The 20716-nt window shown below is 71.6% G+C and carries 17 protein-coding genes and 5 pseudogenes; 13 read left to right on the top strand and 9 right to left on the bottom strand.

Annotation, left to right across the window (positions count from 1 at the left end):
- The first annotated feature begins 138 nt into the window (after positions 1-138).
- Entirely contained in the window at positions 139-771 is a 633-nt protein-coding gene (locus ACFV7Q_RS29925; RefSeq protein ID WP_385433065.1) for an Hsp20/alpha crystallin family protein, read from the top strand.
- 1017 nt (positions 772-1788) lie between these two features.
- Here ACFV7Q_RS29925 and ACFV7Q_RS29920 read toward each other — a convergent pair.
- Together ACFV7Q_RS29920 and ACFV7Q_RS29915 are read right to left on the bottom strand one after the other, a co-directional pair.
- Positions 1789-3177 (bottom strand): hypothetical protein, encoded by a 1389-nt coding sequence (locus ACFV7Q_RS29920; RefSeq protein WP_385433063.1) that lies wholly within the window; start codon positions 3175-3177, stop codon positions 1789-1791.
- Positions 3178-3678: 501 nt separating this feature from the next.
- Positions 3679-4632 carry a zinc-binding dehydrogenase gene (locus tag ACFV7Q_RS29915; RefSeq protein ID WP_385433062.1) on the bottom strand — a complete coding sequence of 318 codons (954 nt, stop codon included), beginning with the start codon at positions 4630-4632 and terminating at the stop codon, positions 3679-3681.
- A 741-nt stretch (positions 4633-5373) separates the two neighbouring features.
- Between ACFV7Q_RS29915 and ACFV7Q_RS29910 the strand changes: the two genes are divergently transcribed.
- On the top strand, positions 5374-5976 hold the full coding sequence (locus ACFV7Q_RS29910) for a hypothetical protein (protein ID WP_385433060.1): 603 nt from the start codon (positions 5374-5376) through the stop codon (positions 5974-5976).
- Positions 5977-6218: 242 nt separating this feature from the next.
- Positions 6219-6536 carry a hypothetical protein gene (locus tag ACFV7Q_RS29905; RefSeq protein WP_385433058.1) on the top strand — a complete coding sequence of 106 codons (318 nt, stop codon included), beginning with the start codon at positions 6219-6221 and terminating at the stop codon, positions 6534-6536.
- Between the two features lie 168 nt (positions 6537-6704).
- Here the strand turns inward: ACFV7Q_RS29905 and ACFV7Q_RS29900 are convergent, their stop codons facing one another.
- On the bottom strand, positions 6705-7328 hold the full coding sequence (locus ACFV7Q_RS29900; RefSeq protein ID WP_385433056.1) for a hypothetical protein: 624 nt from the start codon (positions 7326-7328) through the stop codon (positions 6705-6707).
- Between the two features lie 513 nt (positions 7329-7841).
- Between ACFV7Q_RS29900 and ACFV7Q_RS29895 the strand changes: the two are divergent.
- Positions 7842-8096: pseudogene (locus ACFV7Q_RS29895) on the top strand (transposase); the annotation flags it as partial.
- A 607-nt stretch (positions 8097-8703) separates the two neighbouring features.
- Positions 8704-9882 (top strand): annotated as a pseudogene (locus ACFV7Q_RS29890) (MFS transporter); the annotation flags it as partial.
- Here the strand turns inward: ACFV7Q_RS29890 and ACFV7Q_RS29885 are convergent.
- Both ACFV7Q_RS29885 and ACFV7Q_RS29880 read right to left on the bottom strand, forming a co-directional pair.
- Positions 9840-10289, bottom strand: coding sequence for a WYL domain-containing protein (locus ACFV7Q_RS29885; protein ID WP_385433078.1), 450 nt, complete (start codon positions 10287-10289; stop codon positions 9840-9842). The pseudogene ACFV7Q_RS29890 and the gene ACFV7Q_RS29885 sit on opposite strands and share 43 nt — an antisense overlap.
- Positions 10290-10359: 70 nt before the next feature.
- Positions 10360-10812: a YbhB/YbcL family Raf kinase inhibitor-like protein gene (locus tag ACFV7Q_RS29880; protein WP_385433055.1), complete on the bottom strand. Its 453-nt coding sequence runs from the start codon at positions 10810-10812 to the stop codon at positions 10360-10362.
- Positions 10813-10922: 110 nt separating this feature from the next.
- Here ACFV7Q_RS29880 and ACFV7Q_RS29875 point away from each other — a divergent pair, with 110 nt between their 5' ends.
- The 3 genes from ACFV7Q_RS29875 (at position 10923) to ACFV7Q_RS29865 (ending at position 13693) form a co-directional block, all read left to right on the top strand.
- Positions 10923-11483 (top strand): nucleoside-triphosphatase, encoded by a 561-nt coding sequence (locus ACFV7Q_RS29875; protein ID WP_385433053.1) that lies wholly within the window; start codon positions 10923-10925, stop codon positions 11481-11483.
- A 334-nt stretch (positions 11484-11817) separates the two neighbouring features.
- On the top strand, positions 11818-12798 hold the full coding sequence (locus tag ACFV7Q_RS29870) for a GlxA family transcriptional regulator (RefSeq protein WP_385433051.1): 981 nt from the start codon (positions 11818-11820) through the stop codon (positions 12796-12798).
- Positions 12799-12919: 121 nt separating this feature from the next.
- Positions 12920-13693: an MBL fold metallo-hydrolase gene (locus ACFV7Q_RS29865; protein ID WP_385433049.1), complete on the top strand. Its 774-nt coding sequence runs from the start codon at positions 12920-12922 to the stop codon at positions 13691-13693.
- A gap of 249 nt (positions 13694-13942) precedes the next feature.
- Here the strand turns inward: ACFV7Q_RS29865 and ACFV7Q_RS29860 are convergent.
- Together ACFV7Q_RS29860 and ACFV7Q_RS29855 are read right to left on the bottom strand one after the other, a co-directional pair.
- Positions 13943-14164: pseudogene (locus ACFV7Q_RS29860) on the bottom strand (hypothetical protein); the annotation flags it as partial.
- A gap of 86 nt (positions 14165-14250) precedes the next feature.
- Positions 14251-14797: pseudogene (locus ACFV7Q_RS29855) on the bottom strand (IS701 family transposase); the annotation flags it as partial.
- A 208-nt stretch (positions 14798-15005) separates the two neighbouring features.
- On the opposite strand from ACFV7Q_RS29855, the gene ACFV7Q_RS29850 reads away from it, so the two are divergent.
- On the top strand, positions 15006-15593 hold the full coding sequence (locus tag ACFV7Q_RS29850; RefSeq protein ID WP_385433048.1) for a S1 RNA-binding domain-containing protein: 588 nt from the start codon (positions 15006-15008) through the stop codon (positions 15591-15593).
- Positions 15594-15622: 29 nt separating this feature from the next.
- Positions 15623-15804, top strand: a pseudogene (locus ACFV7Q_RS29845) (transposase); the annotation flags it as partial.
- Between the two features lie 90 nt (positions 15805-15894).
- Here ACFV7Q_RS29845 and ACFV7Q_RS29840 read toward each other — a convergent pair.
- A complete protein-coding gene (locus tag ACFV7Q_RS29840; RefSeq protein ID WP_385433046.1) occupies positions 15895-17406 on the bottom strand; it encodes an alpha/beta hydrolase family protein in 1512 nt (503 codons plus the stop codon).
- A gap of 258 nt (positions 17407-17664) precedes the next feature.
- Between ACFV7Q_RS29840 and ACFV7Q_RS29835 the strand changes: the two genes are divergently transcribed.
- The 3 genes from ACFV7Q_RS29835 (at position 17665) to ACFV7Q_RS29825 (ending at position 19699) form a co-directional block, all read left to right on the top strand.
- Positions 17665-18819 carry a sensor histidine kinase gene (locus ACFV7Q_RS29835; RefSeq protein WP_385433044.1) on the top strand — a complete coding sequence of 385 codons (1155 nt, stop codon included), beginning with the start codon at positions 17665-17667 and terminating at the stop codon, positions 18817-18819.
- Entirely contained in the window at positions 18816-19499 is a 684-nt protein-coding gene (locus ACFV7Q_RS29830; protein ID WP_385433042.1) for a response regulator, read from the top strand. Before ACFV7Q_RS29835 ends, ACFV7Q_RS29830 begins: the two co-directional genes overlap by 4 nt.
- Positions 19500-19585: 86 nt before the next feature.
- Positions 19586-19699 carry a transposase domain-containing protein gene (locus ACFV7Q_RS29825; protein ID WP_385433040.1) on the top strand — a complete coding sequence of 38 codons (114 nt, stop codon included), beginning with the start codon at positions 19586-19588 and terminating at the stop codon, positions 19697-19699.
- Positions 19700-20076: 377 nt separating this feature from the next.
- Here the strand turns inward: ACFV7Q_RS29825 and ACFV7Q_RS29820 are convergent, their stop codons facing one another.
- Positions 20077-20280, bottom strand: a complete 204-nt coding sequence (locus ACFV7Q_RS29820; protein WP_385433038.1) for an EF-hand domain-containing protein — start codon at positions 20278-20280, stop codon at positions 20077-20079.
- Positions 20281-20716 lie beyond the last annotated feature (436 nt).

The raw sequence follows: 20716 nt of genomic DNA, 5'->3' as shown, positions 1-20716 counted from the left end.
CCCGGTGCCCGTCCCGCCTGCCCGCGGCGGCCGTGCCGTCTCTTCGCAGGTCGCGATGGTTTAGCGGCTGATGACGCGGTTAGTCGCCCTGTACGGGAGGCACTCCCGGCGCCGGACCCAAAACGGGAGGTGAAGGGGATGGTCCTGCCGATACGACGCCGCGGAAGCGGTTCTGGTGGAGTACTTCGAGCGCTGCACCCGCTCAAGGACTTCGACAAGACGAGGGAGCAGATGGGCAGGTTCCTGGAACAGGCCGCGGCCACACCCAGGGGCGGCGGAGCATGGCTTCCCATGGCCGAGGAGGAGAAGAGCGACACCTCCTACACCCTCAAGATCGAGCTGCCGGGCTACCCGGCCGAGGACATCGACATCGAAGTGGAGGGCGACGAACTGATCATCCGGGGCGAGCTGTCCCGACAACACCGCGACAACGTGCTCACCCGCCGAAAGGGCGGCTTCACGTACCGCACCGCTCTGCCCTCCGGAGCCGACCGCGAACGTTGCGATGCCCACCTCGACGACGGCGTCCTCACCGTGACCGTTCCCAGGGCCACGCAGCTGCACCGCCGCAAGATCGAAATCGGGCGACGTCCGAGCACCCCCGAGGGGAGTACGCCGGGAGTGCGTGCCGACAAGAGTGACGTCATGACTCCCGTCGAAGCACACAACACCTTCGTGGCCGGCGCCGCCGCCGCGGCCAGCGGAACGCGGCCGAGCGGCGAGACTACAGAGGGCGCTCCGGGTGGAGCACAGCCTGGAGCAGGCGTCTGACCCCTTGGGCCGTTCCCGTCGGCTGGAGGAGCTTCGCCGCCCCGGCCGCAGTCGTGGAAAACTTCCACGGCGGCGGCTGGAACAACGCCCGACGTGTCTCGCCCCCGGTTCCGAGCCCCTCGGAAGCGACTGCGCCGAGGCCGGTGATTCCTGGCTCTGCGCCTACAAGCGCCCTCCGCGACCGGACCCGATGCTCGATCGGCACACCTTGCACGTGGACGTACATCATCCGGACCTACGTCATCCTGGTTGACGTTCGCCTGGTTCACCTGCCCGTGCCCTGGTTCTTCGCCGCCCGAGGAGCGGCTTGAGCGCCCGTCTGCGAACGGCTGCGCCCCCCCTCGGCCGGACCACTCCGACGAGCGGAGCGGTTGCGGTGCCGGGGCGGCGTATCGCGGCGGCGCAAAGGCGGCCATCGTCACGCACGGCAGCCACCCCTGATGTCTCAGTCACCATCGGCCGCTTGGCTCAGACGAAAAAACGGGATGCGATGCGCAAGCTGCGTGACGTTGCCGTCATGGCTGCCGTGATCGGGAGCCTCACCATGGCCGGCGCCGCAGCCCCTCCGCCGACCCAACCAAGACCGGCAGGTCTTATCGGTGGCGGGCGCGCAAGAAGCGACCGGCCGGGCCCTTCGTCACGACCGCCCCACCAGCCCGGCCGAAGCCGGCTTGCTTCGCGGCCCCTCACGAAACCAGGAGCACGCCGATGCGTCTCTACGCCCAAACTCGGGCACGTAGGATCCGGCAGGTGCTCAAGCCGCTCCAGTCCGCCGCCGATGCCAGCACCGTCTGCGCTGGCTCCGGGGCAGCGGCGTCACCCGACGACGCCTCCTCCGCGCCCCCGGCAGCTCTGACCCGCTCGCCCTGCGCGCCCTCAATGGCCCGCTGGGTGATCTCGCCGGGGCCCAGCCCCCACCCGCCTTGATGCCCCGGCGGACCCCGGCGGCCCGGAAGACCGCCGGAGGGCTCGGGCGCGGCCGGTCGGCCGCGGCGGCATGCGGTGCCTCGTGGACCGTCAGCCGGTGCATCCCGGGACCGTGCCGGCCGGGCTGCAGTTGTTCGGGGAGTTGTCGCGGATGTCGTCGCCGCCCAGGGTGAGGATGCCGGATGCCTTGAAGATGCCGCCGCCGTCCCCCGCCCGGTTGTGCGAAATGGTGTTCCGTTCCAGCCTGGTGGTGCCCCGTCCGGTGGATCCCCCGGCGTGGTAGAGGCCGCCGCCGCGCGCGGTGCCGCCCTTCGTGGTGGCGGTGTTGCGCAGGATCTTGTTGCGCCTGGCCGTCAGGGTCCCGCCGTCGGGATTGTCGAGGCCACCGCCCTGAGCCGTGCCGTTCGGTGCGCTGGCCGCGTTGCCCGTGATGTGGCTGTCGGTCAGGTCGAGCGTGCCGAAGGGGCCCACGCGGAGGCCGCCGCCGCGCGCGGTGCCGTTCTCGGCGACCGCCCGGTTGCCGCTGATCTTCACATGGGTCACGGTCATCAGGGCGTTGTTCGCGACGCCCCCGCCCTGGGCGAGGCCGCGCGGAGCGTCCGATGTGTTGTCGCTGATGGCGCCGCCGGTCACGGTCAGTCTGTCGGGCTCCGGGATGCCGTTGGAGACGGCGGCACGCGCGATGCCGCCCGGGGCGAAGGAGCGGTTGTTGCTGATGGTCGTGTTCTCGATGGTGGTCCGGGCGAAGCTGATGACGGCTGCCCCGAAGGCGACGCTCTCGGTGTCCGCCGTGACGGTCGCGGTGTTCCCGGTCAGCCGGGAGCCGGTAATCGTCAGCGGACCGTCGTTCGCGATGGCGCCGCCCGCGGCGAGGCCGCCGACTCCGCTCCCGCTGTAGATCACATGGTTTCCGGTCACCTCGGTATCGCTCACGCTGCCGGTGCCGGGGTTGTCGATGGCGCCGCCCTGGGCGAACAGGTCGGACCGGGCCGTGTTCCCGATGAACCTGCTGCGGTTCACCCGCATCGTCCCGGCGTTGGAGATGCCACCGCCGCAGGCCAGGCCGGGTGGGTCGGGGAAGGCAGGACAGTCGGTGGCGAAGCCGCCGCTGATGGTCGTGCGGGTGAGAGTGAGGTTGCCCGTCGGACCGACGAAGAGGATACGGAACTTCGCAGTCTTGCTCCCGTGCTCGTCCCGCTCGATCGTGGCGCCGCGCCCGTCGATGGCGATCTCGCTGGTGATCACCGGCAGCCCGTTGCCGGGGTTCACCGGGTCCGGCGATGTCAGCTTGTACGTGCACCTGCGCGCCAATCGGAGCCTGTCAGGTCCTGGCGAACCGTTCGCCGCGTTGATCGCCGCGACGAGATCCGGAACCGAGCAGGGCACCTGCACCGGGGCGGCGTGAGCGACCGGAACGGGGACCGCCGCGAGCGCGCCCGCCACGAGACCGAGGACAGCCTGGACATGCCGACGAGACATCAGGGACTCCTTCTTCCACGGTGTACGGCCGGCCGTCACAGACCGCAAACCAGCCGAGCCAAGCCGACCACGGGCAACGGCCGTCGGCTTCCCGGCGTGATCCGTACGGACGGGCGGACAGCCCGGACGGGCGAGCGATGAGCCGGAACGGAGCAGAGGAACGGCGGGCCGCCCTGAAGGCGCTCCCCGCCCCGCCGACCTTGAGCCGAACTGGGCGTGGCATCCGCGACCGCCCCTGCACGGGGCGTGGCGGCGGGGCCGGGCCGGCGGGATCCGCACCTCCGCGTTCCGCCTGGCTTCCGCCTGGGATCCGTCTGGGTTCCGCCTGGGTTCCGCCTTCGTCGCGTTGACCGCCGCTGCGGCCCTTCTCGGCCGGACAGCCGTCGCCCGGGCCGCCTCCGCCCCACGAGCCCCGTCCGGCCTGCCGCTGTCCGCTGCATGCCCCGACTGGTGGGCAGCGGCACGGACCTGGAACGAGTCGGTTCGGCGGTCCGCACCCCGTCACGGGACCAGCAGCGCCTTGCCCGGGATCTCGCGGGCCTCGATCGCCCGGTGCGCATCGGCCGCCCGGTCGAGCGGGAACGTCCGGGCGATCACCGGCCGCAGCCTCCCCGCCGCCGCCTCGCCCAGCGCGAACGCGGCCAACCGCCGCACCTGCTCCGGCCCGAACTGCACCTCCCGGATGCCGGTGACGGTGATCCCGCGGCGCTCGGCCTCCTGCGCGTCCGGCTCGGCGAAGCCGCCGCTCGGCGCACCGTGCGCCGAGACCCGGCCGCCGTCACGGACCAGGGCGAACGCGGCCCGGCCCAGCTGCCCGCCGACCCCGTCCAGCAACAGGTCCACCGGCCCGCCGACCAGCCCGGTCCAGCCCTCCTGCGTGTAGTCCACCACCCTGTGCGCGCCCAGCCTCCGCACCAGCTCCAGCTTCTGCGCGCCCCGCGCCGCGCCGATGACCTCGGCCCCCGCCGCGACCGCGAGCTGCACCAGCAGCGTTCCCATCCCGCCGGCCGCGCCCAGGACCAACACGCGGGTGCCGGCCGTGATCCCGGCCGCCGCGGCGATGCCGGCGCCCGTCACCCCGACGTGCCCGAGCGCGGCCGCCTCTGCCGTCCCGAGCCCGTCCGGTACGGCGACCAGCCGCTCCAGCGGCACGCGGACGAGCTCCGCGTACGTGCCGAGGGTGCCCGCCGCTGCGAGGGCCCGGCGGCCCAGCCAGCCCTCGTCGACGCCCTCGCCGACCGCGACCACCGTTCCCGCCGCCGCGCCCCCGGGCACGTACGGCGGGCGGATGGCGAACCGGTCGCCCCAGCCGCCCCGGATCTGGGTCTCCACGAAGATCGTGTCTACGGCCTCGGCCCGGACCACGACCTCGCCCGCCGCGGGGACCGGATCCGGCAGCTCCACCGGGACCAGCACCTCCGGACCGCCGTACGCGTCCACCTGCACAGCCTTCATGATGGCGTTCCCCCTCTTGTGCGCGTTCTCCGCGCTCCAGCAGGGCCGTCGGCAGGCCCCGATCACGTGATCACTCTCGGACCTCGACCGCGGTTGAGGTCAAGCCGCAGCGGGGAATGCCGACTCGGTCGGATACCCGCCGCGGAGGTCGGCGACCTCGCCGGTGAAGTCGACGGACCGGGTGGGGGGGCGTCGTGCCGGAGCGTGTCGCGAAGTGGTCCTTGCCGTTGCGGGCCGTCATCCCGGCCCCGGAGGTGACGGCGGCCGTGTCGATCGCTTGGACGGGCGCGCTCCACACGAAGCCGTCGAAGGTCGCCATTGTCCGGGCGGGACGTGCCCGGATGGCGCACCACGCAGTACGGCAGTCGGTCGTGGGAGGCGAGACCGGGGTTGCCGGTCTTGTACGGGCCAGGCGTGTTGTGCGGCTCGCCCTGCCGATCAGCGCGGCCAGGGCGCCGGGCGGCGCCGGAGCCTGGCTCGGGATCCTGCGCGGCGCCGGCGACCGCCCCCAACCGACCCAGTCGCAGCGGCACCCGCAGGCCCGCCGGCCAGGTTTGGAGGGCGCCTGCGCCGGCACCGGCCACGCAGGGTGGATGGTTGGACGGCGGCGGGGAGGGTCTGTTGTGTGTCTCTGGTCAAGGGCCTGTGGATCGCCAGACGTCTCGATGACGTGCGGAACCACGGCCTGACGCTCCGATGCCGCGGGGCTGTTGGAGGTGGCGGGAAACTAGGATCGCCCCCGTGGGGACTGACATCGAAGGTCTGATCGAAGTGCGCAAGGCCGACGGCCGCTGGGAGACCCGCGACTGGTTGCCGGACTGCGCGCTCGTACGCGACCGCTACGCCCGGGAGTGTCTCTTCGGCTACGGCGGGGGCCTTGGCCTGGAACACGGACGGGCGCTGTTCGACCAGCGGGGCAAGCCGGACGACGCCTCGGACGACGTCCCGGACGACGAAGTGAACCACAGCCACTCGTACGCCACCTGGGCCGAGGTCGCGGCGGTCGACTGGGACGGGGCCCTCGCCGACGGTCCCGCCTGGATGCACATCGGCGAGTGGTGGCCGGGCCCGGACGGCGAACTCGTCCTGGACGACGTGCGCTGGACTCCGCTCGAGGTTCTTGACGCCGCGGAGGAGCTCTTCGGCGAGTATCTGATGCCGCCGGAGTGGCCGGAGGGCGGCGAGGTGCACCTGAACGGGGCGGTGTACCGCCCCGTGGTCCTCACACCCCGAATGTTCGCCCCGCCGGACGGCGACCGCTGGGGACCGGTGTGGGCGACGATGGGCGGGCTCGCGGCGGTGCACGGGGACACGAACGTCCGCCTGGTGGTGTGGTTCGGCTGATGGCCGAGGGCCTGAAGTCGTTGGCAGCGCCGCGACATCGCCTCGGACGCCAGCTCCGATGACCTCGGTCGCCGTCATGGTGCTGGTCCAGGAGGCGGCGCCGCCCGCTGTGGTGCACATGAATCTTCCTGCAGGCTCAGGCGCGGCCCGTGGCTGCCCGACACGCCGGTGCTGGTCGTACCCGTCCTGATCGCGCAACTGCTGCCGGTCTCCCCAGAAGCTCGCGAAGCTTCCAGCAGCGCATGGGCGGCATCGACGGGGCCGGGTCGTGCGGGACGGAGGAGGTGACGTACGGGACGGACTTCTTCCGCGCCTCGGACATGCGGAGTTTCCTGCGGGGCCGGGCGTCCCCGGACGCTGACGAGCGACGGAAGCGGCCGATGATGATCGGCCGGGACTTCGGCGTGCAGACCGACCAGGTATGCGAGAAGAAGCTGCTGGAGGCAGGTCTGCTCTACCTGTACTGCGTGCCCGGCTACGAGCCGCCCGAGGAGGGCCACACCGTCGTCCGCCTCCAAGAGGGATGCGTCGCCACGGATTACCCGCCTCCCGCCATGTGAGCGACGGGTCCCAGGTGGGTCGTGCACCACGCTGGCTGCGTAGGCCGCGTGATGGTCCGTCTGTTGCGTTGTGCACTCCGGAGGCCGACCGATGGGCGGACACACGCGGCATCGCGGCGCGGCCACGAGGTGGGACTCGGGCCGCGCCACCCTGACCTGCGGGAAGGATCAGCCCCCGATGGGGCGGAAGATGCCGCCGGGAATGACTACCGGACGGTCGATCTTCTTGAAGCGGTATTCCATGCTCACGTCATCGATCAGGAACGGCATCCGGTTCGCCGCGTCCTCGACCACCATGAAGCTGATGTTCACCTTCTGCGGGGAAGACCGGTAGAAGGCGGCGTCCGGCAGCGTGACCGTCACCTGCTCGTAAGAACCGTTCGTCCCACCCTTGTTCATGCGGTCGTGCAGCTCATAAGGCGTTCCGTCCTCCGCCGTGGCCTCCACGATCAACTGGCGGAAGCCGAAGCCGCTCGTCCCGCCGTGGACCACGTCGCTACGCACCCAGAACGACAGCACCGGAACCCGGTATGCCGGGACCGTGACCTGCTGCGAGATCCGACTCATCCCGGTCATGCCCTGGCCGCCCAGCTCCGCCTTGCCGGTGCCCGAGCGTGCCGGCCATGCGGAGGAGTTGTTGATGGGATGCCCGGCGAACGGGGTCACCTTCTCGTTCCAGGACGCGTTGCCGCTCTCGAAGCCGGGGTTAGCCACGTCGGACGTGCCCGCGCTGGCGTTCGGTGCGGCCAGGAACATGCCCGTGGCCGCGACGGCGGTGGCGGCGGCGAGCATGCTCGCTCTCCGCGCTCTCTTTCTCATGGATCTCCTGGCTGTTTCTCGGTTTCCGAACGGGGACGCGCCGCAACAGCCGGGCGCCGGCCCCCGTACACCCCGACGGAAGGTCAAGAGGTGCTGCGGCAGGCCCTGGCCCAGGAGCACGGTAGTCAGCCGTCTCGACCGCGGCGCACACTGTAGCGCCTCGGTAGGACAACCGCTCCCCCGGAGGGGCAGTCCTCATCCGGTGTGGGCACGACCGGAGATGCGAGGCCGCGGAACACGCCGCGGCCGGAGCGGGCCGGGTGCCCGTAGGAGCGGGGCATGGGCAGAGGGCACGGGGCGGGTCGCACGTACGCCCATACCTCAGGGGCTCAAGTTTCCGTCAGCTCATCGTCTTCGGCCGCAGCCACCGGTTCAGCCGGATCTCGTACAGGAACCGTTCGTCGTGGCTGACTACCACGAAGGCCCCGCGGTAGGAGTTCCGGGTGCTCACCGGTTGGCCCGTGTGGCCCAGGTCGACTGCCGCGCAGAGGCCGAGGCCTGCAACTGACCGGAGAGGGCGAACTGCTGCAGCAGCTGACGAAGCGGCTGCTGCAGCAGTCCGCCCTGGAGGGCGAGATCACCGACCACCTCGGCTATGACAAGTACGCCCCGGCCGGGAAGAACGGCGACAACGGCCGCAAGGGCACCCGCGTGAAGACCACCGTCTTGACCGACGTCGGCCCGGTCGAGCTGTCCGTGCCGCACGACCGCGGCGGATCCTTCGAGCCGAAGATCGTCAAGGCGGGGGTGGCCACGGAGCCACGCGGCGCGTCGCATACGGTCAGCGTATTCCGGGCCGCTGCTACTCCCCACCGACATTCCAGCTCTTGCCGGGCGTCGGCTGACGCCGAAAACGTCGGCATGTGATGTCAGGTCTCACCTGTGCAGCCACGCGTACCGAGCAGGGCCAGGCCGGCCCTCGCGTAGTGGCCGCTCTGCCACTCCCCGGCCGCCTCGCCCAGGCGCCCGGCAGCGAGTTCTCACCCACAACGTGATGGCTTCTTGGAGCCCAACGGCCTGGTTGAACGCGCAGGGCAGGCCACCGTACCTCCGCGCCACCGATTCGGCGGGGCTCGATGACTACCGGCCCGGCTCGCCGTCCCGGTCGCCCTGCCGGTCGCCCTCTGCCGCAGCAAGGAGGTCGTGTGCACGGCCTTCCACCAGGATCGGCGGACAGGCGCGTGCCCGGAACGATGTGGCCGCGGATCGCTCCGAGAGCCGTTGTGGAGAGTTCCACCAGCCGGGCCGGTCGCCGACTTGATGACCGAGTGGTGTGGGGGCGATTCCGTCGTCAGACGGCCCGCCTGCCGCCTGGTCGCGGTGCCGCCGAAAACTCTACTGACAGAGGATGTCAGTGAACAATGCCGAGACTGGCGTCATGATCTTCGGCTCCCACCCGCGCCGGATCGAGCGGCTGCTCGTTTCCGCTGCCTTCGCCACCGCCCTCGGCAATAACGTCCAACTCATCGTCGGTGCGCTGCTCGTGATCGGCGAGCAGCAGACCATGATGGCCGTCGGCTGGCTCTTCATTGCCGTCGCCGGCCCGCAGGCGCTGCTCTCTGCCTTCTTCGGACGCCTGGCGGACCGTTGCGACCGCCGGGTCCTGTGGATTGGCTGCGATGCCGTCAGTGCGGCTGTGGCCTTCGCGCTGCCCGTGTGGCTGGTCTGCGGTGGCGCCCGGGGGCCGGGGATCTACACCGCCAATCTCGTGCTGGCCGTCGTCGGTGCGCTGTTCGTCCCGGTCAGCGCCGCACTGATCAAGGAGCGGATCCCGGCCGATCGACTGGGGCGGTTCAACGCCCGCCATGAGATGGGGACACAGGCGGGCATGCTGCTGTCGGCGACGGTCGGCGGCCTGAGCGTCCAGACGCTGGGTGCCGTCCCGCTGCTGGTGTTCAACGCCGGTACCTTCGTCGTGTCGGCACTCTGCGTCGTCGCGATCGGGCGGCGCCGGGACCGGCCCCCTACAGCCCCCGGCACCACGCTGCCGACACCGGTGCCGGCAGCTGCTCGACGGCCGCTGAGGGTACGGCGTCTCATCCTGCTCTACGCGCAGGGCGGCGTGGTCGTCACGGTGTTCAACGCGCTGCTGCCCACCGCCGTCATCGGTGAACTCCACCTGGGTGCCGGCACGTTCGGCGTCGTCGATGCCCTTGGGTGCCTCGGCTTCCTGGCGGCCACAGGCGCCTACCGGATCGTCGGCAAGCGCCATCCGGACCTTCGCATCGCCGTCGTGGGCTTCCTGCTCTGTGCCGTGGGCCTGGTGCTGCAGAGCCAGTTCGGGATCGTCGGCTACTTCATCGGCGTACCGCTGGGCGCTTTCGTGTTCGGGCAGGCCAGGATCGCCTCCCGGACCATGTTGATGGCGTCGGCCGACGAGGCCACGGTGGGCAGGGTCTTCGGGCTCGCGAACGGCGGCGGGCTGGCCGCCACGGTCGGGGCTATGTTGCTGGTGGCAACGGTCACCGACCACAGCAGCACCCGCTACGGCTTCGCTGTACTCGCCGCCGTTTCGCTGCTGGCCACCGTGTCCGCCGGACTGCTGCTGAGGACATCGGCCTCCGGCCGGTGGCATGAGCCTGCCCCGCGGTACCGGTCGAGCACGACCGCGGCCGTCGCTGCCCTCGCACGGCGCAGCTCCTCGGGGGCGAGGACCTCGACGTCCGCGCCCAGCGACAGCAGCATCGGTACCGCCAGGCCGACCGACTCCAGCGGCACGCTCGCCGTCACCCAGCCGTCGGCGTCCGGCGTACCTGCCGAGGACCCGACGGCGCGGACCAGACCCCGGTCCAGGCGGTCGGACGACTCGGCGATCAGCTCCGGCGCGATCCGGACCGAGGCCTGAAGCCGCAGCCCGCGGGCGTCGTAGGCGGCGAGGTAGTCCCGCCGGTTGGGCGGGACCAAAGACTCCGGGCTGAGGAGTGTCGCAGCCACCGCACCGCCCGGCCCGGCTCCTGCAAGAAGTGCACGGCACCGCTGCCCGTTACGACCAGCGGTGACACGCTCAGCGCTCGTACGTCCCGACCAGGGTTCCGGAGGCCAGCTCCCGGCCCTTCAGGGCACGGTGTACGTCCTCGACGCCGGGGCGGTCGTGCAGCGGCAGCGGCTCGGACAGGGCGTACAGGTGGAAGAAGTACCGGTGCGGCCCGTGCCCCGGTGGGGGCATGGGCCCTCCCCAGCCCATGCGCCCGAAGCCGTTGGGCCACGGCAGGCCACCCCGGGGCTTCTGGTCCTCCGCCACCCCGGTCGTGTCCGGATCGATGCCGGTCACCAGCCAGTGCAGGAAGGTCGGCCCCGGCGCGTCGGGGTCCTCGCACAGGAGCACCAGCTCCGTCGCCTCGTCTGGCACCCCCGACCAGGTCAGGGGTGGTGAGATGTTCTCTCCCTCCCCGCTGTACCGACGGGGGATCACCGTTGTGTCGTCGAACGCGGTGCTGCTGAGTTCAATTCCGCTCATGCGCGCCGCCATACCCGCGTACGGCGGCGCCGGCACCGGTCCGCACGCCAAAACCCCCGTACGGCCGAGCCCACACGGCCCGCCTCCAGGAACGAGGGCAGGATGGCACTGTGCCGACAAGGATCCTGCTCGAAGGCCGCCCTGGCTCGGGCAAGACGACCGCTCTGCGCCGGCTGGTCGAGCTGCTGCCCGCACGCACGGCCACCGGCTTCACCACGGAGGAGATCCGGCAGTCCGGCCATCGAGTCGGCTTCGCCCTGGAGACACTGGCGGGCTGGCGGGAGGTACTCGCCCATGTCGACCTCCCCGGCCCGCCGCGGGTGGGGAAATACGGCGTCGACCTGGGCGTCATGGAACGCCTAGCGCTGCCATCGATCCGGCCGGCGGCAAGCGACGAGACGAAGGGGCGGCTGGTGCTCCTCGACGAGCTGGGGCGGATGGAACTGGCGTGCGAGGCGTTCCGGGACGCGGTCATCACCCTGCTCGCCACAGACACCGACGTCGTCGCCACGGTCCACGCGCACCGCGATCCGTTCACCGACGCCCTCAAGCGTCGACCCGACATCGAGGTCATCCACCTCACCCCGGCAAACCGCGACGCCCTGCCCGGGGAACTCGCGGCCCGGCTGCAGAGGCCCCGGACGGGCGAGAAGCCGCCTTTCCAATCCTGAGAAGACGGACTCCGACCCGCGTGAAGCAGAGTCGGGACAACCCCTCTCCTGGCGCCCGCCCCATCGCCATACGTCCTCCGTCAGCAGATGCGGGGGCCGCTGGTAGGCCGGGTTGGAGCCCGCCGACGCGCTTGAGGCAGGCGCCGCTCAGCGGACGCAGGGACCCGGCAGAAGGACGCGTACGCCGCCCGCCCGCTTCACTCGCCCCGCGGAAAGCCACCGGTCCCGCCGCCCGCCAGAAGTTCCCGCTGCGACAGCGCCCGGCCTCCGCGATGGCCGGATCTGAGACAACCTCGTCATTGCGGACACGAGCCATGACGCCAATGATCAGTACATGCCCTCACCGCGAAGAGTCGTCATCATTGCGTTCCCCGGCGTCGAGCTGCTCGACGTCACGGGACCCACCGAGGTGTTCTCCGTGGCGTCCCGGGTGCTCGCGGAATCGGGGAAGCCGGGCTATCGGATCCACATCGCGACGGCGACCGGAGGGGAGGTACCGACCTCCAGTGGTGTGCGGCTGATGTCCGACCTGACCCTGCAGGAAGTGGAGGGCAGGGTCGACACCATGCTGGTGTCGGGAGCGATCACCCACACCGGAAACGGGGTCGAGGCGGTCATCGACAAGACGGTCACCGCCTGGCTGCGGCAGGGCGGACCCCGAGCCTCAAGGATCGGCTCGATCTGCGCCGGCGCGCACCTGCTCGCCGACGCAGGACTGCTGAGGGGGCGGCGGGCCACGACCCACTGGCTCACCGCCGCGCAGCTGGCCGCCGACCACCCGGACGTCGACGTCGATCCGGACCCCATCTTCATCCGGTCCGGGCGGCTGTGGACCTGCGCGGGGGTCACTTCGGGGATGGACATGGCCCTCGCGATGGTGGCGGAGGACCACGGCCAGGCCGTCGCGCTCGCCACCGCCCGCATGATGGTCATGTACGTCAAGCGCTCGGGCGGGCAGAGCCAGTTCAGTGTGCCCCTCTCGCTCCGGACTCCCCCCGACGACCCGGTGGAAGCACTGTGCCGGTGGATGGCCGAGCACCCGCGCGAAGAGCTCTCCACCGAAGCGCTCGCCGCCCGCCTGAATCTCAGTCCCCGCCATTTCTCACGGACGTTCGTCAGACGTACGGGGAGCACCCCCGCCTCGTACGTGGAAACCGTACGGCTCGAAGCGGCCCGCCGGCTGCTGGAGGAAACCGACTTGAGCCTGCCGGAAATCGCCGCCGACAGCGGCCTGGGCTCGGTGAAAACGCTGCACCGGTCCTTCCAGCGACGGCTGGGGACGACTCCCGCCGAGTACCGCCGGCGCTTCCGCTAAGCCGCCGGCCGCACCAGCCCCTCAACCCGGACACCCCGAGCAGAAGGCCACGCCCACCCCAGGCGCCCGGCCTGGCGGCCGCATGCCCCGACAGCGACAATCAATCATCCCAGGAGCACCCATGCCCGCCACGAAAATCATCCCGATCCCCGTCCTGGGCAGGCACGCGGTCAACGCCTACCTGCTGCTGGGTCGGCGCCCCGTCATCGTCGACGCGGGGACACCCGGCAGCGCCCGCAGGATCCACGACCAAGTCGCCGCGCACGGAGTCGACCCGGCGGACATCGCACTGATCGTCCTCACACACGGCCACATCGACCATTTCGGCTCTGCGGCCGAGCTGCACCGGCTGACCGGCGCCCCCATCGCCGGCCACGCCGCCGACCTCGAACCCTACCGAACCGGCCGCGTCCGCCTGCCGTACCTGCCCACCGGCCCCATGGGCCGCCTCATGAACCGCAACAGGAACCTGCATGTCCGAGTCGAGCCGATCGAGCCCGGCATTCTGCTCCGCGGGGAAACCGACCTCGAAGACTTCGGCATCACCGGCCGCATCATGCCCACGCCCGGCCACACCGCCGGATCGGTATCCGTCATCACCGGGACAGGGGACCTGGTCGCCGGCGACCTGGTCGCCAACTCCTTCATGGGACTCATCCCCGGCAAGCCCGCCAACCCGCCCTTCCACGACGACCCACTCGGCAACCTCGCAAGCCTCCGCAGAATGCTCGCGCTCCACCCCACCCGTCTGCACGTCGGCCACGGCACCCCGCTGGACCCCGACCGCGTACGACGCTGGGCCAACCGGGAGGAACGCCGCCTCTCTCGCCTCGCCACACGCGGACGCCTGACCACCCGTACGGACACGGACGAGGCCAGGACCCTCCCGACGTGACCACGGACGCGCTGCACCCGTACGTGAGGTCGTGAGGTGCGGCTCCCCCGGCTGGCGGGATACCTTCGGCGAGTTTCCCCGGGATCTGCTGTCCAGTTCCGAGCAGGCTGGTGCCCTGGAAGGCTCCCTTCGCGTTCCGGACCACCAGACGGCACAAGGCCCACGAGGCCCGTCAGGACGCGGGTCGGCGAACAGGGCCTCCAGGTGGGAGCGGCGCTCGCGGTAGGGCAGGGTCAGCAGTTCCTGCCCGTCCCGCTGCATCACGTTGAACACGACGAAGTACACCGGCCACCGCGGGGCGAGGCCGGCGGCGTTGCGGCCGCGGGCGGCGGTTCGGCGCTGCAACGCCTCGAAACGCAGCCGGCCCGCCTCTTCGTTCCAGACCAGAAGCTCCCCGTCCAGGTCCAGACCGCGGGCAGTTGCTCCGCGGCCGCGACGAGTTCGGGGAACCGATCCCGGATCAAGGAGCACCACCCCGTGACCTCCCCCACCGCACCGACCGAGCCCGCCAGACCGCAGCGGGATCGGCGTCGGCCGGCTGCATCGGCTGTCACTCAGCCGAACGGGATCTTCTCACCGATCAGCCGGCGGACCATCGACCTGGCCATCGCCACCTTCGTCTCGAAGCCCACCGCGTCGTCGATGCCGGCCTGCCGGCACCGTTCCCGGTCTTCCGTCCACGAGGTGGGCAGCTAGAGACGCCGGTCAATGAGGGTGCGGCCGCGGCTGGCGGCATAGGCGAGGAAGACACCGACCTGGCAGTTCTCCGTCCGCCCGGCCGTGCCGGAGTACTGCCGCTGGACCCCGGCCGACCGGTCGCCCATCTTCAGGAACCCGGTGTCGTCCACGATGAGCACCGCATCCGGGTCGCCGAGGTGCTCGACCACGTACTCCCGCACGTCGTCCAGGACCCCATCGGCGTCCCAGTCGATGCGGTTCAGCAGCCGGTGGATCCGGTCCGGGGCCGCGTGCCCGGCCTCCTCCGCCAGCGTCCAGTCGTTCTCCGCTCGGCGGGGCGGTCAGCCCCCGCATATACGCAAGCGCCGACTCCCGCGGCTCCGACCCGGAGAAACGGTGCAGAAACCGCTCATGCAGAGTCTTCAGCTCACCAGCCCACGACCGGGCCTCCGCAAATTCCCCACCCCACGATCAGCCCAGCGACCCACCTGCCCAACCGTCACGGCAAAGACCGTTGCAGTAGGACTTGTCCGGTCGATCAAGGCGTTGGCGGTTGGGACGGCGCGTGGCTGCGCGCAGCGGGTTCAGCTGAACTGGCTGCTGTCGATCTGAGCCGTGTGCCATGGTGGCCAGCATGGATTGGCAGTCTGAGAGCCCGGAACTCTGGGCGTTCCTGGAGTCACTGCACCGCGGCGAGATCCTGTCCGGCACCGTCGTGGCGATCGAACGATTCGGGGTCTTCGTGGCCTTGGACGACGGCCCCGATCACCCGACGCTGCCCGGCGTCGGGTTCATCGTGGTTCCCGAACTGTCCTGGCGGCACATCGACGCTCTCACCGATGTCGTCGAGATCGGCCAGCGTGTTTCGTGTGAATTCCTTCAGTTCGACACCTTCAACGCCGAGGCCAGGCTGTCGTTGAAAGCACTGCAGCCAGATCCCTTCCAGGCTTTCGCTGACCGCACCGTGGTAGGCCAGGAGCTGCGTGGGACGGTCGACAGGGTGCTTCCCATCGGTGTCCTCGTCCATGTCGCTGACGGAGTCGTCGGGCTGGTCCCCTCCAGAGAGTACGAGGGCCGACTGCCTGCCATCAGCCCGTCAGAGGACTTCGAAGCCGGAGAGGAGATCGCCGTCTTCGTCACGGAGATCGAGCGGCCCCAGCGGCGGGTGTTCCTCTCCAGGTCAGAGGCAGTTCCACGTGAGGGTGTCGAGCTGCCGATGTGACTGCCTGCTCCTCAGTCGTTGGCGTGAGCATGGAGCGCGGTGATCTGACGGACGCAGAGTGGGAACGGCTCCGGTCGCTCCTGCCGGTCAACAACGGTCGTTGCGGCCGGTGGCGTGATCACCGGCAGGTGATCGATGGAACCCTGCATCGGGTGCGGACCGGGTGCAGTGGCGTGACCTGCCCGAACGCTTCGGCCCGTGGAAGACCGCTGCCCTACGACACCACCTAACGAAGCACTACCAGGGCTCGGAGAACTGCCAGGCCCACCCCGTGGTCGGCCCCGAGCGCGCGTTCGGCCCATCACGTGGTCGGCCTCGCGGTTCCCCGAGCCCCTGGTGGTGAGACCGTGTAGACCCTGCCGTAGGCCGCCAGGGCGTCGGCCGGGTCGCCGGGGCGGCCTCGGAGGCTGGCGTCCAGGAAGGCGAGGGTGGCCGCGGCGACGACGCGCGGGCTCTCGGTGCGGCCCAGGGTGCCCACGATCGAGGGCACCGGCGGCAGGTAGAGCGGGCCGTCCATGAAGGTGAGGTGCCCGGCGCCGGGGACGGTGAGCCGGTAGCTCGTCGCGGTGCTGTGCTCAAGGGCCTCGGTGAGCCGGGGCAGGTAGCGCGGGTCGGTGCCGGCGGTGATCTCCTGGGTGAGCGCGAGCGCCGGCTGCTCGAGGGCGGGCGTGGTGGGGCCGTGGGGGTAGCCGTCCAGGTCGACGACGGCGTCGAACCGGCGGTCCTGCCGGGCCGCCTGCAGGGCGGCGGCCCCGCCGAGGGAGTGGCCGGCCACCGCGGCGCGGCCGGTGTCCAGGCGCCCGGTCAGCGGGTCGGCGGTCTCACCGCGGTCCAGGCGCTCCAGCTGGGTGAGGACGAAGCCGAGGTCGGCGGCCCGGACGGCGGTCCAGCCGGCAGCGAGCTCCTCGTCCCTGTCGCGGTCCCCGGAGGAGGCGGTGGTGGCGCGGATCGTGCGGCCGTCGGCGAGGACGACGACGGCGGAGTCGTACGGGTGGTCGAGGGCGGCTACCAGGTAGCCGTGGCTGGCCAGCTCCTCCGCCCAGGCGGTGTTCTGGGTCCGCACCCCGCCCGACCCCGGGGAGAACAGGACGACCGGGAACCGCTCTCCCCCGCCGGCCACCGGAGCGTCGACGACCGCGCGGCTGCGGGCCCTCGGGACGCCGTCGACCAGGGAGCCGGGCAGGCCGACCCCGCCGGCCAGGGCCTCGGAGACGGTCCGCGCCTCGCCCTGCGTGCGTCCCAGGTACTGGGCCCGAGGGACGCCCGCGGGGCTCGTCTGCGCCGGGTACCAGAGCTGGACCACGACCGTGCGCCGGTCGTCCGGATCGGCGGTGAAGCTCTCGGGGCGGAGCGGGTCGGTCCACTGCACCGCCCGGGTGCCGACCGCGAAGGCGCCCGTCGGCTCGGGGAAGACGGGCACGGGGAAGGCCCAGGCGGCCACCGGGCCGGTGGCGATCAGGCCGGCGCAGGCCAGCGATCCCGGCAGGGCCGGCCACCAGCGGGCCCGCCACGCCGGTCGGCCGGCACGGCGCCGCAGCAGGGGCGGGAGGGCGAACGCCGAGGCGACGGCGGCGCCGGCCAGGAGCGGCAGCATCTGCCAGCGGATCCCCACGATGCCCAGCACGATCGCCGACGGTACGAGGACCGCCCCCGCCGCGACGGTGACGGGTCGGCGGGCGGCCGGGGGGAGCCAGCGCGCCACCAGCAGCGCGACGGCGCCCAGCAGGACGAAGACTTCCGGAAGGGACAGGAACAGCCCCGGGATGGTTTCGGTCACCCGGCCATGCTCGGCGCGGGGTCCGCGCCGCCGCATCGGCCCCGGGGCGCCGCCGACTGCGACCGGCGTCGCAACGGGGGGCGGCCGCGGTGCGACCGGAGTGGCAACCGGGCACCCCGGACCGGCGGCCGGCCTGCGACCGCGGGAGGTGCCGGGTCTCCTCCTGTGGTCGTACCCCGGCACATTGCGCTCCGACGCCGGGCTCATGTGCGGCGCGGGCCCCGCCGCCTAGGCTGCGGCTGTACGCGGTGGCGGCCCGGCCGGGCCGCCACGAGGGCCGATCGGCGGAGGGGTGTGACGGTGCGCCACCGGGACCGGGTACCGCCCCTGGTGTGGGATTCGGTGCTGCCGGCGCTGCTCCTCCTCAACGTCGTGACCACGTACCCGGCGCGGGAGCTGCCGGTGGCAGCGGCGCTCACCGCCGCCCTGGCGCTGCCCCTGGTGTGGCGGCGCCGGGCCCCGCTCGCGGTGTTCACCACCGTGGTGGCCGCGGCCTTCGTCCAGTGGCTGGCGGACGTACAACTGCCCGCGGACGCCGCCCTGCTGGTGGCCCTGTACACGGCGGCCGCGCACACGGGCCGGCGCGGCACGCTGCTCGCCGCCGCCGTCGTGGAGGGCGGGGCCGTACTGGCCTGCCTGCGCTGGGCACAGGACGGCGCGTTCCTGACCCCGTTCGTCGCGCTCTCCGCGACGGTGGTCGCCTCCGCCGTCCTCGGGGTGAACGTGCGGACCGGCCGGGCCTACCTCGCCGCCGTGCAGGAGCGGGCCGAACGGCTGGCGCTGCACCAGGAGCAGAAGGCTCGGCTGGCCGTCGCCGAGGAGCGTGCCCGGATCACCCGCGAGATGCACGACATCGTCACCCACAACCTGTCCGTCATGGTGGCGCTCACCGACGCCGCCGTCTACGCGCAGCACAGGTCCCCGGACCGGGCCACCGCCGCGATGCTGCAGATCTCCGAGACGGGCCGGCAGGCCCTCACCGACATGCGGCGCTCGCTGGGCGTCCTGCGGGCCGACGAGCCGGACGCCGAGCGCCACCCGCTGCCCGGCATCGCCCAGCTGGAGGCGCTCGCCGACCAGATGAGCGCCGCCGGGCTGCCGACCAACCTGGAGGTCCGCGGCGGCCACGCCCACCTGCCGGCCACCGCGCAACTCACCGTCTACCGCCTGGTGCAGGAAGCGTTGACCAACACCCTCAAGCACACTCCCGCCGGCACCCGCGCGACGGTCTTGGTCGAGTGCTCGGCCGGGAGCGTCGGCGTGGAGGTCACCGACAGCGGCCCCCGGACGGCGCTTCCCGCCACCGCTCCGTCCGGCCACGGCATCCCCGGCATGCGCGAGCGCGCGGCCGCCTACGGGGGGACGCTGCGGGCCGGACCGCTTCCGGGCGGCGGCTGGGGCGTGCGGACGCGGCTCCTGCTCAACAGCGGCGGGACGGCCGCCGCATGACGATCCGCATCGTGATCGCCGACGACGAGGCGCTGCTCCGGATGGCCTTCGGCACGGTCCTGGAGGCCCAGCCCGACATGGCGCCGGTCGGCGAGGCCGCGGACGGCGCCCAGGCCGTCCGCCTCGCCCGGGAGCTGCGGCCCGACGTCGTGCTGATGGACGTCCGGATGCCCGGGACGGACGGGATCGAGGCGACCCGGCGGGTCGTCGAGGTCTCCCCGGAGAGCAGGGTGCTGATCCTGACCACCTTCGACCTGGACGCGTACGCCTTCGCCGCGCTCGGCGCCGGGGCCTCGGGCTTCCTGCTGAAGAACACCCGGCCCGAGGAGCTGCTCACCGCGATCCGCAACGTCGCGGCGGGCGACGCGGTGCTCTCCCCGCGGATCACCCGGCGCCTGCTGGAGGACTTCCGTCCGCACCTGGCCGACGGGGGCACCGCCGTCCGCGACGACCGGCTGGACCGGCTCAGCGCCCGGGAGCGCGAGGTGCTCGTCGAGGTCGGTCGCGGCCTGTCCAACGCCGAGATCGCGGCCGCCCTGTACCTCGCGGAGGCGACCGTGAAGTCCCATCTGGGTCGGATCCTGCTCAAGCTGGAACTCCGCGACCGGATCCAGGCCGTGGTCTTCGCCCACGAGAACCGCCTGGTCCCCCCGCCTGACGCCGGACGGGGCTCCGCGTAGGACGGAAGTCGACCAAGGCGCCGTACCCACGGGAGCCCCGTTGTCCGTCCAGCCTGGCATGCCGGCACCTACCGTGTCCGTTCGAAGTGTCTTCGCCGGGCCATCCTGGCGAGTTGACCCAGCTCGTTCCGCCGGAGCTGGTTGATGAGGTGCTGTGCGAAACGGGCCGGGTCGAGAGGCGAGTCCGCAAGCTGCCGTAGCGTGGGGTGGTGTGCTGCGTGCTGGCAATGGCGCTCCTCCCGGGCACGTCTCTAGATCGTCCGTGCCGTCGCGTACCTGTGGACGACGCCGTAGTCGACACCACGCTGGAGAAGATGGAGGCCTCGCGGCAGACCGGCTTCCACCGCCTCTTCAAGGGTGACGGCTGGAAAGGGACACCCCGGAGCAAGCGATGGGAACGGGACTTCGCGGGCGCCGGCGTCGACGTCGTCCGCCTCCCGTGCACGGCACACGTTTCGAGCACCAGACTGCGGCGCACCGCCGATGTACTCGCAGCTCCCGGCGGTGACCGTTCTCACACACACGTCAGCCCCCGTTCGGCCCTTCCGGGTCCGTACGGGGGCTGTCAGGCCTGCCGCTACTTCAGCAGGGTGCGGAACTCTTCGAAGTCGAGGACCCCGTCGTGGTTCACGTCGGCCGCCATGGCCTTCTTGACCTCTTCAGCGAGGTGCCCCTGGGCGCCCTCGGCCTTGAACCCCTCCGCCAGTTCGACGATGTTGATCCGCCCGTCGCCGTCCGTGTCGATCTCGTCGAACAGCGCCCTGAGCTCGGCCTCGTTCATGACATACACCTCTCGCGTTCACAGGACCCCGAAGGCCCACATGCCCCACCACCCTGCCACACCATCAACACCACGCTAACGGCCAAGGCCAAGCCTTCGGACGGGACCGCCCCGCCAACCAGCGCCTCCGGGCCACCACACTGACGCCGGAGCGGATCGAGCAACTACCCGAAGCCGGGTGAAGGTTCATAGCAGTGAGGGCACCATCCGAGTGATCGAAGGACCCGGACCGGGAGCCCTTCGCGGCCCATTCCGGCATCTGGCTCGGTCGGCTGAACTGGCCGCTCGCCCCTGGGCCAGGCCAAACCACTAGGCTGCGGCGGGACGATCCCGTCCGAAGGCCTGGAGATCCGTCCGGCCGCGACCGCCTGCGTCCGCTGCGCCCGGTCCGATCCGCGCCGGCCGCCGCACCCGCCTGACGTCGACCGGTGTCCGG

It is taken from the genome of Streptomyces sp. NPDC059851 (genome assembly GCF_042732005.1).
Taxonomy (GTDB): Bacteria; Actinomycetota; Actinomycetes; order Streptomycetales; family Streptomycetaceae; genus Streptomyces.
The sequence above is the reverse complement of the archived record's forward strand: the minus strand, read 5'-3'. Positions and strand labels throughout refer to the sequence as shown.